The 14,800-nt window shown below is 72.6% G+C and carries 10 protein-coding genes; 6 read left to right on the forward strand and 4 right to left on the reverse strand.

All coding sequences use genetic code 11. The features are described from left to right. Nucleotides 1-22: 22 nt before the first annotated feature. Nucleotides 23-1,645 carry a cytochrome bc1 complex cytochrome b subunit gene (gene qcrB, locus ACZ3UD_RS13705; RefSeq protein WP_465586316.1) on the reverse strand — a complete coding sequence of 541 codons (1,623 nt, stop codon included), beginning with the start codon at nt 1,643-1,645 and terminating at the stop codon, nt 23-25. Nucleotides 1,646-2,053: 408 nt separating this feature from the next. Between qcrB and ACZ3UD_RS13710 the strand changes: the two genes are divergently transcribed. The 3 genes from ACZ3UD_RS13710 to efeB all read left to right on the forward strand — a co-directional run bounded on the left by ACZ3UD_RS13710 (nt 2,054) and on the right by efeB (nt 6,053). Beyond that, on the forward strand, nt 2,054-2,371 hold the full coding sequence (locus ACZ3UD_RS13710; RefSeq protein WP_465585972.1) for a hypothetical protein: 318 nt from the start codon (nt 2,054-2,056) through the stop codon (nt 2,369-2,371). A 236-nt stretch (nt 2,372-2,607) separates the two neighbouring features. Continuing rightward, nucleotides 2,608-4,719 carry an iron uptake transporter permease EfeU gene (efeU, locus tag ACZ3UD_RS13715; protein ID WP_465585974.1) on the forward strand — a complete coding sequence of 704 codons (2,112 nt, stop codon included), beginning with the start codon at nt 2,608-2,610 and terminating at the stop codon, nt 4,717-4,719. Next, the gene (gene efeB, locus ACZ3UD_RS13720; protein ID WP_465585976.1) at nt 4,719-6,053 is read left to right on the forward strand and encodes an iron uptake transporter deferrochelatase/peroxidase subunit; all 1,335 of its coding nucleotides are present in this window, start codon (nt 4,719-4,721) and stop codon (nt 6,051-6,053) included. The genes efeU and efeB overlap by 1 nt, the downstream gene beginning before the upstream one ends. A 56-nt stretch (nt 6,054-6,109) precedes the next feature. On the opposite strand, the gene ACZ3UD_RS13725 is transcribed toward efeB, so the two are convergent. After that, the gene (locus ACZ3UD_RS13725) at nt 6,110-7,495 is read right to left on the reverse strand and encodes a sensor histidine kinase (RefSeq protein WP_465585978.1); all 1,386 of its coding nucleotides are present in this window, start codon (nt 7,493-7,495) and stop codon (nt 6,110-6,112) included. Further along, the gene (locus ACZ3UD_RS13730) at nt 7,492-8,172 is read right to left on the reverse strand and encodes a response regulator transcription factor (protein WP_465585980.1); all 681 of its coding nucleotides are present in this window, start codon (nt 8,170-8,172) and stop codon (nt 7,492-7,494) included. Before ACZ3UD_RS13730 ends, ACZ3UD_RS13725 begins: the two co-directional genes overlap by 4 nt. Nucleotides 8,173-8,335: 163 nt before the next feature. On the opposite strand from ACZ3UD_RS13730, the gene ACZ3UD_RS13735 reads away from it, so the two are divergent. Beyond that, nucleotides 8,336-9,799, forward strand: coding sequence for a glutamate synthase subunit beta (locus ACZ3UD_RS13735; RefSeq protein ID WP_465585982.1), 1,464 nt, complete (start codon nt 8,336-8,338; stop codon nt 9,797-9,799). A 128-nt stretch (nt 9,800-9,927) separates the two neighbouring features. Here ACZ3UD_RS13735 and ACZ3UD_RS13740 read toward each other — a convergent pair whose 3' ends face one another. Then, complete coding sequence (locus tag ACZ3UD_RS13740; RefSeq protein WP_465585984.1) at nt 9,928-10,503, reverse strand: hypothetical protein; 576 nt, start codon at nt 10,501-10,503, stop codon at nt 9,928-9,930. A gap of 369 nt (nt 10,504-10,872) precedes the next feature. Between ACZ3UD_RS13740 and ACZ3UD_RS13745 the strand changes: the two genes are divergently transcribed. Together ACZ3UD_RS13745 and ACZ3UD_RS13750 are read left to right on the forward strand one after the other, a co-directional pair. Then, nucleotides 10,873-13,593, forward strand: coding sequence for a hypothetical protein (locus ACZ3UD_RS13745; protein WP_465585986.1), 2,721 nt, complete (start codon nt 10,873-10,875; stop codon nt 13,591-13,593). Continuing rightward, nucleotides 13,590-14,798, forward strand: a complete 1,209-nt coding sequence (locus tag ACZ3UD_RS13750; protein WP_465585988.1) for a hypothetical protein — start codon at nt 13,590-13,592, stop codon at nt 14,796-14,798. Before ACZ3UD_RS13745 ends, ACZ3UD_RS13750 begins: the two co-directional genes overlap by 4 nt. Nucleotides 14,799-14,800 lie beyond the last annotated feature (2 nt).

Here is a 14,800-nt window from a genome sequence, read left to right on the forward strand (position 1 = left end):
CCTCTGGGTTTCGGCTTGGGGATCAGTGGTGGCCGTGGCCGCTGCTGATCTCCTCGTGCTCCTCGACGGTCGGCTTGGGGATCTGGCTGCCCTCGCCGTAGAAGCCGCGGGACAGCTTCGCCCGGGTGCGGGTCCACAGCCCGGCCTTGCGGACCACGCCGTTCTCGTCCACCTCGGGCTCCAGCGTGGTCGGCTCGGGCTGCTCGTGCGCGGTGAGGGTGTACAGCCGGCCCTGCGGCAGCGGCGCGTGCACCTCGACGTACTCGCCGTGCTGCAGCCGGTTGATGACGCCGGTCTCCCGGCCGTGCAGCACCTTCTCCTTGTCGCGGCGCTGCAGGCCCAGGCACCACCGCTTGGTGATCACGAAGACGACCACCGGCACGGCGAAGAAGCCGGCCCGCACCGCGTAGGTGATCGCGTTGATCGACAGGTGGAAGTGGGTCGCCAGCAGGTCGTTGCCGCCGCCGGCCAGCAGGATCAGGTAGAGGCTCACCCAGGCCGCGCCGAAGGCCGTGCGGACCGGGGCGTTGCGCGGCCGGTCGGCGATGTGGTGCTCGCCGCGGTCCCCGGTGACCCAGGCCTCCAGGAACGGCCAGCACCAGATGGCCAGCAGCACGCACGGGAAGACCATCAGCGGGATGAACACCCCGAGGTTCAGGGTGTGGCCGCCCCAGACGCTGATCTCCCAGCCGGGCATCACCCGGATCAGGCCCTCGGAGAAGCCCATGTACCAGTCGGGCTGGGCGTCGGTCGACACCTGGTCCGGCCGGTACGGGCCGTACGCCCAGATCGGGTTGACCGTGGCGATCGCCGACATGAACGCGACCACGCCGAAGACCAGGAAGAAGAAGCCGCCCGCCTTGGCCATGTAGACCGGCATCAGCGGCATGCCGACCACGTTGTCGTTGGTCCGGCCGGGCCCGGCGAACTGGGTGTGCTTGTGGTAGAAGACCAGGATCAGGTGTGCCGCGAGCAGGCCCACCATGATGCCCGGGATCAGCAGGATGTGGACGGTGAACAGGCGCGGCACGATGTCGGTGCCCGGGAACTGGCCGCCGAAGATGAAGAACTGCAGGTAGGTGCCGACGATCGGGACGGCCAGGATCGCGCCCTCCATGAAGCGGATGCCCGTGCCGGAGAGCAGGTCGTCGGGCAGTGAGTAGCCCATGAAGCCGTCGAACATGCCGAGGAACAGCAGCAGCGCGCCGAAGATCCAGTTGATCTCGCGGGGCTTGCGGAACGCGCCGGTGAAGAACACGCGCAGCATGTGCGTGAACATCGAGGCGATGAAGACGATCGCGGCCCAGTGGTGGATCTGGCGCATCAGCAGGCCGCCGCGGACGTCGAAGCTGATGTTGATGGTGGAGGCGTAGGCCTCGGACATCCGGATGCCCTTGAGCGGGACGTAGGAGCCGTCGTAGACGACCTCGCCCATGCTCGGATTGAAGAAGAGGGTCAGCCAGACGCCGGTCAGGATGATGATGGCGAAGGTGTAGAGCGCGACCTCGCCCAGCATGAAGGACCAGTGGTCCGGGAAGATCTTGCGCAGATTGGCCTTGGCCAGGGAGTAGATGCCGAGCCGGCCGTCGGTCCAGTCGGCCAGGGCCTCGGCCTTGTTGGCGGGCTTGGTGCGCGTGCTGGTCACCGGTCCCGGCTGCGACTGCTGGTCGGTTCTCACGACGGGCTCCCCGGCGTTCTCGGCGTGCCGTGGTGGAGGCCCGCCAGCGGGAACGCCGGCCGGCGAAGTGTTGTGATCATGGGACCTCTCGATACGGGTCCGCCGGTCGGACCGGCGCGCGGACCAGGTGCTCCGCCGGACCCGTTGCTCAGGGTGATGGAGCGCTTACTCTGTCATGCTGTCGGCAGGGGGCCGACTGTGCACGTCCATCGGTCCGTCCGGCCGCGCGTGTCGGGCCGGACGGGGGTTCCTGGCGCCCGATCGGCTGGCCGCCGCTCGGCCCAATGGACGCCGATGCTGCGCTCGGGTGCAGCTGAACCGTTTCGGCGCGCGCCGCGTCCGGGGGTCCTTCGGGGCGGGGCCTACGCTGCGCCAATGGTCGATCACCGTGAACTCTTCGAGGACGTCGCCGCGGCCCTGGCCCGCGCTGGGTTCGACACCGCACCGGGCCCCTCGCCCCTGTCGATCGGCCACCACCCCGAGGGTGTGGTGCTCGGCTGGTCACCGGGCGCCGGGCCGGACGGGTCGCCCTCCGGGGAGGCGCGAGCGGCGGTGAGCGGCGCGGCCGCGCTCGTCCTGCGTGAGCGCGGCTTCCTGGTCACCGAGACGGAGGAGGGGGAGCTGCTGGTGCGCTGCGCCGAACCGGTGGCGGTCCCTCCGGAGCCGGCGGCGCCCGAGCAGTGGTGGGGGTGACGCCGGCCTCCCTCCGGTCCCGTGACCTGCCGGGTTGGCGGACGCATGGGTGTTCCCATACCAAACCCTTACCTGAAGTGGGGGTGCACTTGACCGCAGCGGCTCTAAGGTTTGCCTAAGCTAAGCGAAACGCCCTGGACCCTGTCCGGGGCGTTCGCCGTGCCGCTCCGCCGTCACCGCGGCGGTGCGCCGAGGACAGGTACAACCCGGGGCGGCCCGGGGGAGGAGCCCGCTGCATGTGGGATGAGGCGTTTCCGAGCTTTCTGATCGGGCTACGCGAAGGCCTGGAAGCCGGCCTGATCGTGTCGATCCTGGTCGCCACGCTGGTGCGGGCCGGTCAGAAGGGCCGACTGCCCCAGGTGTGGACCGGCGTCGCGGCGGCCGTCGCGCTCAGTCTCAGCTTCGGCGCGGTGCTCACCTTCACCGCCGCCAACCTCTCCGGCCACGCCCAGGAGGCGTTCGGCGGGGTGCTGAGCCTGATCGCGGTCGGCTTCGTCACCGCGATGGTGTTCTGGATGCGCCGCTCGGCGCGCACCCTCTCCGCCGACCTGAAGGAGAAGGTCCAGGCCTCGCTGGCGATGGGCGCCGGCGCACTGGTGCTCACCAGCTTCCTCGCGGTCGCCCGCGAGGGCCTGGAGACCTCGCTCTTCCTGTGGACCAACGTGCGCACCGCCGGGGAGTCCACCGGCCCGCTGATCGGCGCCGCCGTCGGGCTGCTGCTCTCCACCGGACTGTGCTGGGGCCTGTACCGCCGGGCGCTGAAGATGAACCTCACCCGGTTCTTCACCATCACCGGCGTCGGTCTGATCACCGTCGCGGCCGGTGTGCTCGGCTACGGCCTGCGCGACCTCCAGGAGTCCGGGCTGGTCGGCGGCGGCAGCACCTACGCCTTCGACCTGAGCGGCCATCTGGACGCCTCCTCCTGGTACGCCACGCTCGTCCAGGGCACCCTCAACCTGACCGTCACCATGACGGTCCTCCAGGTCGTCGGCTACATCGCGTACCTGAGCATCGTGATGACCCTGTTCATCGAGGGCGTCCGCGGCGGCAAGGCGGCTCCGGCCCCGGCCGCCGCCGAGAAGGCCGCGGACGTCGAGAAGACCGCGGACGTCGAGAAGGCCGCGGGCGCGGCGAAGACGGCTGACGCCGAGACGAAGGCAGGCGCGGAGAAGGCCGAGCCGGTGCGCGCGGGCCGTCCGCGCTGGGTGCTGCCGACCGCGCTGGTCGCCGTCCCGGTCGTGGTGGCCGGCGTCGTGATCGCGGCCAGCGACGGCAAGCAGAACGGCACCGCCACCGTCTCGGTCTCCGAGCAGGAGTGCGGCAAGGGCTTCGTGGACCCGCAGCCGGGCCAGCAGGTGTTCCAGATGCACAACACCGGCGACAAGGTCTCCGAGGTCTACCTGGTCAACCCGGGCACCGGCGCCGTCTACGGCGAGATCGAGGGCCTGGCCCCCGGCACCACCCGCGCGCTGACCGCCACCATCGGCTCCGGCGACTACGCCTGGCGCTGCGTGCCCACCGGCGGCAAGTCCGTCACCTCCTCCGCCGTCCACATCAGCGGCGGCACCGAGGTCAAGGCCGTCAAGCCGGTCTCCGAGGACGACCTCAAGGCCCCGCTGGACAGCTACAAGAACTACGTCGTCCAGGGCCTCGCGACCCTGATGACGCAGACCCAGAAGATCCAGGCCGACGTGCACGGCGGCGACCTCGCCGCCGCCAAGGCCGACTGGCTCACCGCCCACCTGCAGTACGCCTCGCTCGGCGCCGCCTACGGCACCTTCGCCGACCTCGACAAGAAGATCGACGGCCGCGCCGACGGCTTCGCCGACAAGGCCGACGACAAGGACTTCACCGGCTTCCTGCGCCTGGAGTACGGCCTCTGGCACGGCCAGTCCGCCGCCGACCTGACGCCGGTCGCCGACGAGCTCGCCCAGAACGTCGCCAAGCTGGTGCACGACTTCCCCACCCAGGACTTCGACCCGGGCGACCTGCCGCTGCGCGCCCACGAGATCCTGGAGAACACCCTCCAGTTCGAGCTGACCGGCGACACCGACATGGGCAGCGGCACCAACCTGGCCACCGCCCAGGCCAACCTGGCCGGCACCCAGGAGCTGCTGACCCTGCTGCAGCCGCTGCTCGACGAGCGCGACCCGCAGGTGCTGGTCCGGGTCAACGCCGGGATGAAGCGGGTCGGAGACCTGGTCGCCGCCGCCCACACCGCCGACGGCTGGACCCCGCTGGACAAGCTGCCCGCCGACGGCCGCCGCCAGCTGAACGGCGCCACCGGCCAGCTGCTCGAAGACCTCTCGCCCATCCCCGCGCTCCTTGAGATCCGGAAGGCCGCCTGATGACCGACCAGACCGCAGCCACCGGCTCCTGCCCGTTCCCGCACGCCGCCGCGGCCGTCCAGGCCGTCCAGGCCGCCGAGCAGGGCGGCTGCCCGGCCGGACCGGCCCGGCGCAGCTTCGTGCGGGCCGCGCTCGGGGCGAGCGCCGGCGCCGCCGTCCTGGCCGGCGGGGCCTTCACCCTCGGCGCCGGCCCGGCCGCCGCCGGGGACAGCCACCAGTCGACGGCCGGGGCCGTCCCGTTCCACGGCGACCACCAGGCCGGCATCACCACCCCGGCCCCGGGCTACGCCGCCTTCCTCTCGTGCCAGGTGATCGCCCAGGACCGCAAGGGCCTGGAGAGCCTGTTCAAGACCCTGACCGAGCGGATCCGCTTCCTCACCGCCGGCGGCACCCCGCCGGACCTCGGCGTCGGCGCGCCGCCGTCCGACAGCGGCATCCTCGGCCCGGTGGTGCCCACCGACAACCTCACCGTCACGGTCGGCGTCGGCGCCTCGCTGTTCGACGACCGCTACGGGCTGGCCAAGGCCAAGCCGGTCAAGCTGACGCCGATGAAGACCTTCCCCAACGACAACCTGCAGCCCGCCGAACTGCACGGCGACCTCTCGCTGCAGATCTGCGCCGACCGGCAGGACACCGTGCTGCACGCGCTGCGCGACATCACCCGGCACACCCGCGGCGCGCTGCAGATCCTCTGGCGGATCGACGGCTTCCAGAACCAGTCCCGCCCGGACGGCGCCCAGCGCAACCTGCTCGGCTTCAAGGACGGCATCGTCAACCCGGACACCACCTCCTCCCGCGAGATGGACCGGCTGATCTGGGTGACCGACGGGATGGGCGAGCCCGCCTGGGCGACCGGCGGCAGCTACCAGGTGATCCGGATCATCCGGATGCTGATCGAGTTCTGGGACCGCGTCACGCTCACCGAGCAGGAGAAGATGTTCGGCCGCCGCCGCGACACCGGCGCGCCGCTGGACGGCCACCAGGAGACCGACGCGCCGGACTACGGCAAGGACCCGGACGGCAAGGCGATCCCGCTCAACGCGCACATCCGGCTCGCCAACCCGCGCACCGCCGACACCGACACCTCGCGCATCCTGCGCCGCGGCTTCAACTACGACCGGGGCGTCGACAAGGCCGGCAACCTGGACATGGGCCTGGTGTTCTGCTGCTACCAGCAGGACGTGGTGCGGCAGTTCGAGGCCACCCAGACCCGGCTGATCGACGAGCCGCTGGTGGACTACATATCGCCGACCGGCGGCGGGTACTTCTTCGTCCTGCCGGGTGTGAAGGACGACGCCGACTGGCTCGGGCGGGGGCTGCTGGCCGCCGTCTGAGCGTGCGATCCACGGCGGGCCCGGTGCTTCGGCGCACCGGGCCCGCCGTCGTGCCGTCAGCTGCCCAGGGTGAAGCCGATCACCGCGCCGCCGCCCTCGCGGTTGGCGGCGAAGGCGGTGCCGCCGTGCGACTGCGCCACCTCGGCCACGATGGCCAGGCCGAGGCCCGAACCTGGCAGGCTGCGCGCGGCGGTGGCCCGGTAGAAGCGGTCGAAGACCCGGTCGAGGTCGGCGGCGTCGATGCCCGGGCCCCGGTCGCGCACCTCGACCCGCGGGCCGCGCACCACCAGCTCGATCGGGGACGTGCCGGCCGGGTCGAACTTGGCGGCGTTGTCCAGCAGATTGCCCACCGCGCGGGCCAGCGCGTCCGGGCGGGCGGTGACGGTGGTGTTGTCCGCGTCCACGGTTATCTCTCGGTCGCTGCGCCGCCGGGCCTGCACGGCGGCCGCGTGGGCCAGCTCCGCCAGCACCACCTCGACCGGTTCCTCGTCCGCCTTGCGGTCCGCCGCGAGCGCCACCAGCTCCTCCACCAGCAGGGCCAACTCCCGTGCCTCCTCGGCCAGGTCGGCCATCAGCGCGGCGCGCTCCGCGGGCGGCAGCCGGTCCAGGCTGGGCAGCACCGAGAGGTTGGTGCGCAGGCTGGTCAGCGGGGTGCGCAGCTCGTGCCCGGCGTCCTGGACGAGGCGGCGCTGGTTCTCCTTGGCGGTGGCGAGCCGAACCAGCATCCGGTCGAAGGCGCGGCCGAGCCGGCCCACCTCGTCCGTACCGGAGGCGGGTACCGGGACGTCCAACCGGCCGCTCGCGGCGACCAGTTCGGCCGCGTCGGTGAGCCGGACCAGCCGGCCGGTGATCCGCCGGGCGAGCAGCCAGCCGGCCGCGCCCGCGATCAGCACGACGCCGGCCACCACGGCCACCATCTGCTTGCGCAGCTTCTCCAACAGCTCCTCGATGTCGCCGAGTTGCTGCACGATCTGGACCGCGCCCCGGCCGCCGCCGAGCGAGACCACGCCCACCCGGCAGGTGTTGCCACCGAGCCGGCGCACGTCCGTCACCGTCCGGGCGGGGGCGTCGGCGTGGGCGAGCTCGCGGTCGTCCGAGGTGGTCGGGAGGTCGAGGTGGGCGCTGCCCGGGACGATGGCCCCGGTGGAGTCCAGGGCCTGCGCGGTGACCCGGATCGGGTGCAGCAGCTGCTCGCTCAGCCCGCTCGGGCCGTTGAAGTCCCCCGGGTACAGCTTCTCGCGCTCGACCTGGCCGCTCACGGCCCGGACGGCCGAGGTGAAGTCGTCCGTCTCGTCGTCGCGGATCAGGTGCTCGGCGGCGTGGTAGCCGAGCGTGCCGATCAGCACCGCCACCAGGGCGGCCATCGCGGCGAAGGCGAGCGAGAGGGTGGTGCGCAGACCCGGGCGCGGCAGTCGGGGGCGCGGGCGCGCGGAGCCGGTCACGGCTCGCGCAGCGTGTAGCCGACGCCGCGGACGGTGTGGATCAGGGGGGTCAGGCCGGGGCGGTCGAGTTTGCGGCGCAGGTAGCCGATGAAGACCGCGAGGTTCTTCGAGCCGGGGCCGAAGTCGTAGCCCCAGATCCGCTCGTAGAGGGTGGTCTGGTCCAGGACGGCGCCGGCGTGCCGGGCCAGTAGCTCCAGCAGGTCGAACTCGGTGCGGGAGAGCTCCAGCTCCTCCCCGGCGCGCCAGGCCCGGCGGGCGGGCGGCTCGACCCGCAGGTCGGCGACGGTCAGCACGTCCTCGACGGGCCCGGGCGGCTGGCGGCGCAGCAGCGCCCGCAGGCGGGCGAACAGCTCGTCCACGTCGAAGGGCTTGACCAGGTAGTCATCGGCCCCGGCGTCCAATCCGGCGATCCGGTCCGGTACCTCGACCCGGGCGGTGAGCATCAGCACCGGGGTACGGTCGCCGGCCGCGCGCAGCCGGCGGCAGACCTCCAGGCCGTCGGGTGCGGGCATCATCACGTCGAGCACCAGGACGTCCGGGCGCTGCTCGGCGAGGACGGCGAGGGTCTGGGTGCCGTCCGCCGCTATCCGTACCCGGTAGCCCTCCAGCGTCAGGGCGCGGGCGAGCGAGTCGCGGATGGCACGGTCGTCCTCGGCGATCAGCACGGTGTGGGTCATGGGGAGATTCTCCCTGGCGTGCTCACGGCAGTCGCGGGCGGGTCGCGGGGTTCCTCGGTCGACGGGTTTCCTGTGCCGCTTCGTGGGCGTACGGTGGCCACACGGTGGCGCGCCGCCGGGTGAGCCGCCGGGTCCGTGTCGGCACGCCCCGCCGGAGGCCGCGATGGCAGACCGGATGGCTTTCCTCACCACCCCGCGCGCGGAGCGGGCGCGGCGGGACGCGCGGGAGCGGCTGGGGGACTGGCGGGAGGTGTACCGGCCGGGGGCGCTGCTGCCGGTGGTGGGCGGACAGGCGGCGCGGTGCATGGACTGCGGGCTGCCGTTCTGCCACGCCGCCTGCCCGCTGGGGAACCTGGTACCGGAGTGGAACCGGCTGGTGGCGGAGGACGACTGGCGGGCGGCGGCCGCGCGGCTGCTGGCGACCAACAACTTCCCGGAGTTCACCGGGCGGCTCTGCCCGGCGCCGTGCGAGAGCGCCTGCGTGCTGGCGATCGACGGGGCCGCGGTGACGATCAAGAACGTCGAGCTGGCGATCGCCGACCGGGCCTGGGAGGCGGGCTGGGACCGCCCCCAGCCGCCCGAGCGGCGGGGCCCGGAGCGGCGGGTCGCGGTGGTCGGTTCGGGCCCCGCCGGGCTGGCCGCCGCCCAGCAGCTGACCCGGGCCGGGCACACGACCACGGTGTACGAGCGGGCCGACCGCCCGGGCGGGCTGCTGCGCTACGGGATACCGGCGTTCCGGCTGGAGAAGCACCGGCTGGACCGGCGGCTCGACCAGCTTCGGGCCGAGGGCACGGCCTTCCGCACCGGGGTGCGGGTGGGGTGGGACGTCACCGGCGAGGAGCTGCGGGCCGGGTACGACGCGGTGCTGGTCGCGGTGGGGGCCACGGCCTGCCGGGAGCTGGCCGTGCCCGGACGCGGGCTGCCCGGGGTGCACCCGGCGATGGAGTACCTGACCTGGGCGAACCGGGTGGACGAGGGGGACTGCGCGGCCTCGCCGCTGTCCGCCGAGGGGCGCGAGGTGGTGATCGTCGGCGGCGGGGACACCGCGGCCGACTGCCTGGGGACGGCGCTGCGCCAGCACCCGGCCTCGGTCACCCAGCTGGACATCAACCCGCGGCCGCCGGAGCGCCGCGCGCCCGGGCAGCCCTGGCCGGTCCACCCCAAGGTGTACCGGGAGACCACCTCGCACGAGGAGTCGGGAGCGGGTTCCCGGGTGTTCGCGGCGGCCACGGTCGGCTTCGAGCCGGGGCCGGACCGGCGGCTGGCGGGCGTGCGCTTCGCCGAGGTCGAGCCGGGGGACCGCAGCGCCCGCGCGGGCACCGGGCGGACGCTGCCGGCGCAGCTCGCGCTGCTCGCGCTGGGCTTCACCGGACCGGAGCCGGACCAGCCGCTCTTCGCCCAACTCGGACTGGCCGTCGGCTCGGACGGCACGCTGGAGCGGGACGACGAGTACGGCACGGGGACCGACGGAGTGTTCGTCGCGGGGGACGCCGGGCGCGGGCAGTCGCTGATCGTCTGGGCGATCGCGGAGGGCCGGGCGGCGGCCGCCGCGGTGGACCGCTACCTGCGGGGACGTACCGAACTCCCGTCGCCGATCAGCGCCTCGGCGCGGGCGCTCACGCTGTGAGGGCGTGGGCGCCCGTGCCGGAGGGCTCTTCGATCGGGCCGAGGGCTCAGTCGATCGCTCAGCTGAGGGCTCTGCTGAGATTCAGCCGATCGCTCAGCTGAGGGCTCTGCTGAGACTCAGCCGATCGCTCAGCTGAGACCGAGGACCGAGAGCGCGGTGGTCCAGTCGGTGGCGATGGCCTGCTGGGCGGGCACCAGGTCGACCCGGTGGTTGCAGACGGCGCGGTAGAGCTTGTACTCCACGGTGTCCTTGTCGGTGGAGGACAGGCCGCTCGCGCCGGTGGCGTAGCGCGGCTCCGGCCACAGGTTGTTCGGGTCGGTGGGGTTGCCGCCGAGCGACAGCGGTATGAAGTGGTCCTCCTCGTAGTCCGCCGTGCTGGTGTCGGCGTAGCCGTACGCGGCGATCTGCTGGACCTTCAGGCGGTTGGTGTACGTGGTGGACGGGCGGATCGAGGTGCTGTAGCCCGAGACGCAGATGGTGGAGTCGATGGTGTCCTGGGTGACGTCCGGGTTGGTGGCGCCGGGGGTACAGGCCGGGTCGGGCAGCGGGAGGTAGGCCTGCGAGCAGGTCGCGTCGAGGGCGGCGCGGGCGTGCGAGGCGGGGGCGGGGGCGGGGGCGGCGTGCGCGGTGCCGGTGGTGGCGAGGGCGGCCGCGGTGAGCACGGCGGTCGCGACGGCGGGGGCGATGCGGTGGGCGCGAAGCATGTGGGGAGCTCCCTGACACGGGCTCGGCACGGGTATGCCGGGCGGTGTGTCCATGCCACCACCTGCGGGTCTATGCGAGTAGATAGGAGATGGTGAATAGTTGACAAAGCGTCAGTCAACCGGGTCGGGCCAAGTGTTCGCTTGACGCGCTCCCGGCAAGTGGGCGTGCGGGGCCGGTGTGCCGGTACTCCGGTTCAGCGGCCATCGGTGGCGGGGGCCGCGCTTCGGTGCGGGCAGGCGCACGGGAGGGCTGCCCGCCGTTCCGCACCTCCGCGCAACCCGCCGTGCCCCGCGAGCCGTTCGGCCGCGACGCGTCCCCGTCACGGGCCCGGGTAGGTGCCGGGCAGCAGACGGACGGAGGGGACCGCCATGCCCGACCACGCCCAGGGGGCACCCGCGCAGCTGCCGGCGCAGCTGCCTGCGTCGACGCCCGCGCTCACGCCCGAGCCCGCACCCGCGCTTGCGCCCGCACCCGCGCTTGCGCCCGCGCCCGCGCCGCTGGGCTTGCCGACTCCGCCGACTCCGCCCTGGCCTGGTGGCGGGCAGCAGTCGACGGTGCTCGGGCACGCTGCCCGCAGCATCCCCAAGGCCACCCTCGTCCCGCTGAAAGTCGACAGCCCGCAGCGCAACCCGGGCTTCGCCGAGCACGCCTACCTGCGCCGGCTCGACCTCCGCCCGGAGAAAGTGGCCGCCCTGCGCGAGCAGTTGACGGCCGAGCTGCCCTGGGGTCTGCTCGCCGCCTCCGCCGCCGACCCCGCCGACCGCCCGCTGCGCTCCGCCACCCTCGCCGCCGTGGACGGTCCCGCGTTGCGCGAACTCGGCGGCGCCCTCGAACAGTTGCGTCGCGCGGACGGCACCGTCGAGGGCCTGGCCCGGGCCGGCCGGGCCGCCGCCGCGAACGCCGCCTACGACCACAACGCGGCCGTCACCCCGATCGGCCTACTCAACCTGGAGCGCCTGGAAATGGCCCCGGCCGGGATCGAGCGCGGCGAACTCGTCGCCACCATCCCGCTCGCGCCGCTGGAGGAGACGGCCGTCACCCAGAAGGAGTGGTCCGTCACCTCCAAGGAGTTCAGCTCGATCGTCACCGACTCGCTGGAGAACGTCAGCGAGACCGGCGTCACCGACAACACCGAACTCGCCCAGTCCACCACCAGCCAGCTCCAGCACAGCAACCAGTTCAACGTCACCGGCACCGTCTCCGGCGGCATCCCGCTGATCTCCGGCTCCGCCACCTCCGGCATGACCAGCCAGAGTTCCGACTCGCAGTCCGCCACCGACAGCCGCAAGCACGCGACCACGATCACCGAGAAGGCGTCCTCGCGCACCAAGCAGGAGCACAAGGTCACCATCACGACCACCACCGTGACCGGCTCCTCGGAGACCACCACCCGCACGCTGAAGAACGCCAGCCCCACCGACCCGATCCGGATCGACTACTTCAGCATGATGCGCAAGTGGCGGGTCCGGCTCTACCGCTCCGGGCTGCGGCTCACCTACGACCTGGCGATCCCCGAGCCGGCCGGGGCGCTGCGCGAGGCGTACGCCGAACTCGCCGCACTGGAGGCGAAGCTGGGACCGTTCCACTTCGACGTGCCGCACTCCGACATCACCGAGGAGACCCGCACCGGGGAGAACCAGCCGCACTACCTGGTGCTCGCCGAGAACTACGGCGCCACCGTGCCGCTCGCCCCCGGCCCGCTCCCGGACATCCACGTCAACGTCACCGCGCCCAACAACGACGGCGCCGCCATCTTCGACGCGCCGCCGCTCAACATCCCGGACCGGTACTGGATCAAGAACCTCTGGTTCCAGTTCACCTCCGAGAGCCGCACCGGCGACTACCACTACAACCTCAAGGTGCTCGGCAGCACCATCCCCGAATGGAACGAGCCGTACGGCACGCACGGCCCCGTCGACCTCGCCGACCCGGTCAACGGCGGCCTGCTGCGGCACGCGGGCGGGCCGTGCGTGGTGAGCTTCCACCTGGTCAACAACCGGCAGACCTGGCTGAGCCTCACCGCCGCCGTCGAACCCACCGACGAGGCGCGCAGGCAGTGGCAGAACGACGTCTGGGCGGCCCTGTTCAACGCCGCCCAGACCAAGTACTACGCCGAACAGCAGGACCTCGCCGCCCGCGCCGCCGCCCTGCGCGAACGCCTCAACGGCGTGGACACCCTCACGCTCCGGCGCGAGGAGAGCGACGAGATCATGAAGGGCGTGCTGCGCTTCCTGCTCGGCGTGGACTACCACATGATGCCGTCGGAGGTGGTTGACGCCTTCACGGCCTCGGTCGCGAGCGACCCCGACCGGCTGCGCCACGGCGCCGGCTTCCCCGGCAACGACACCGGCGGGCTCGGGGTGAGCGCCGCGGCCTGGGCGGCGGTGCTGGGGCACGAGGCGGAGGTGGCCTTCGTCAACCAGGCCATCGAGTGGGAGAACGTGGTCACCTTCCTCTACTCCTACTTCTGGGACGCGCCCGTCGCCTGGCCGTTCGTCAGCCGGATCAGCCACCCCGACGCCAACCGGCAGGCCTTCCTGCGGGCGGGCAGTGCCCGGGTGGTGCTCACCGTGCGCAAGGGCTGGGAGGAGGCCTGGGTGCGGTTCGCCGAGGGCGGCTTCCACGGCGCCCCGCTGCCCGCCGACCACCCGTACCTGACCATCGCCCGGGAGATCGCCGCCTACGACGACCGCAACTATCCGGGCATCCCGCCGGCCAACCCGGGCAGCAGCTCGCTGCTCCTGGAGGACGAGGTGGTGACCACCTGCGCCGCCGTGGTCGAGCCGGCCGCCGGGGGAGCGCCGGTGCTGGTGCCGGTGGCCTCCAGTGCGGGTTTCGACCCGGACACCGTGGTGGTCGTGGACGAGTACGACGACCGGCGGATCCAGGAGACCGCCCGGGTGGTACGGGTGCCGGACGGCGGCCACCTGCTGCTCGCCGGGCTCACCCACCGCCACGACGGCACCCTGACGCCCTTTCCGATCCGCCGCCCCGGGCACCGGGGCACGCTGATCGCGGAGTGGAACGAGTACACGCCGACCTCAGGGACGGACATCGCGGTCAGCAGCCCGCTGAAGGACATCTCGTGAGCTTCTTGAAGGATGAGGACACCTGCCTGCTGCTGGGCAGGGCGCGGGACGAACCGCCGACGGTCTTCGAGTACCTGGCCGCCGAGCTGTGGGTGCGCCACCACTTCGGGGCGGACTTCGACGCCCGCCCCGGCGCGACCTGGGTGACCTTCCAGCTCGACCGGATCTCCGAGTGGTGGGGCAGCCCCCGCCGGGACCGGCTGGACCCCGAGGACGCGCTGCCCTACGGGCGGCTCACCCAGCAGCCGCAGGACCCGGTGCTGCGGATGGTGCTCCAGGTGCTGTCGGAGGACCTGCGCAACGTCTACCCGACCGCGAAGGTCGATGCGATCAAACGGATGCTCAAGGACCGCAGCACCCCGGCGGTCAAGCTGATCAAGGCCGTCCGTGAACTCACCCCGGGCGGAGCGCTCAAACCGGACATGCTCGGGATCCAGAACCACGTCCCGGAGCTGCGGATGGAGGCCCTGGAGGTCGGCACCGAGCAGGGCGCCCTGGACACCTACCGCGAACTCCATGGCAAGATCTCGGTGCTGCGGGACCCGTGCGGCCGGGTGATCGAGAACCGGCTGCTCGCCATGCAACGCACCGCCGTCAAGCAGCTGCCGTTCACGGTGGTGGCCACCGCCACCGACTGGCGGCTCGGGGCCGGGCTGATGATCCTGCCGATGCCGGTCGGCGTCACCGAACAGAACGGGGAGACCTACGTCGACTGGATCTGCTACTGGCCCACCAACCGGGCCGAGTTCCGCGAGTACCCGAGGCCCGCGAACGGGCGGCCCGGCTACGACGGGCTGGTGCTGTACCACATCCACCGGGTGCCGCTGCGGGCGGTGCAACTGCCCGACAAGATCCGCGAGGCGATGCTCAACCTGATCCGGGCCCGGCAGCGCTCCCGGGTGCTCGGGCCCACGCTGGTACCGGAGTTGGCGGTGGCGATCGAGCGCGACCGGCGGTTGTTCACTCCCGAGGGCGAGCTGTTCCTGGCCGGGCTCGGCGCGGTCGGGCTGCTGGCCCTGGGGGTGTGGGCGGCGGTGGGCGCCGGTGTGGTCGCGGGGCTGGCGGCGGTGGCCAAGGGCGGGCTGGTCGCGGCGGCGGCCGCACCCGAGGCGTTCGTCGGGGCGGTCGCCGCGGTGGCCGAGGTGGCGGATGAACTCTGGTCGGTGATCTCACAGTTGGGATACCTGTTGCCCGCGTTCGGGTAGCG

This window comes from Kitasatospora sp. NPDC023118 (assembly GCF_055560875.1).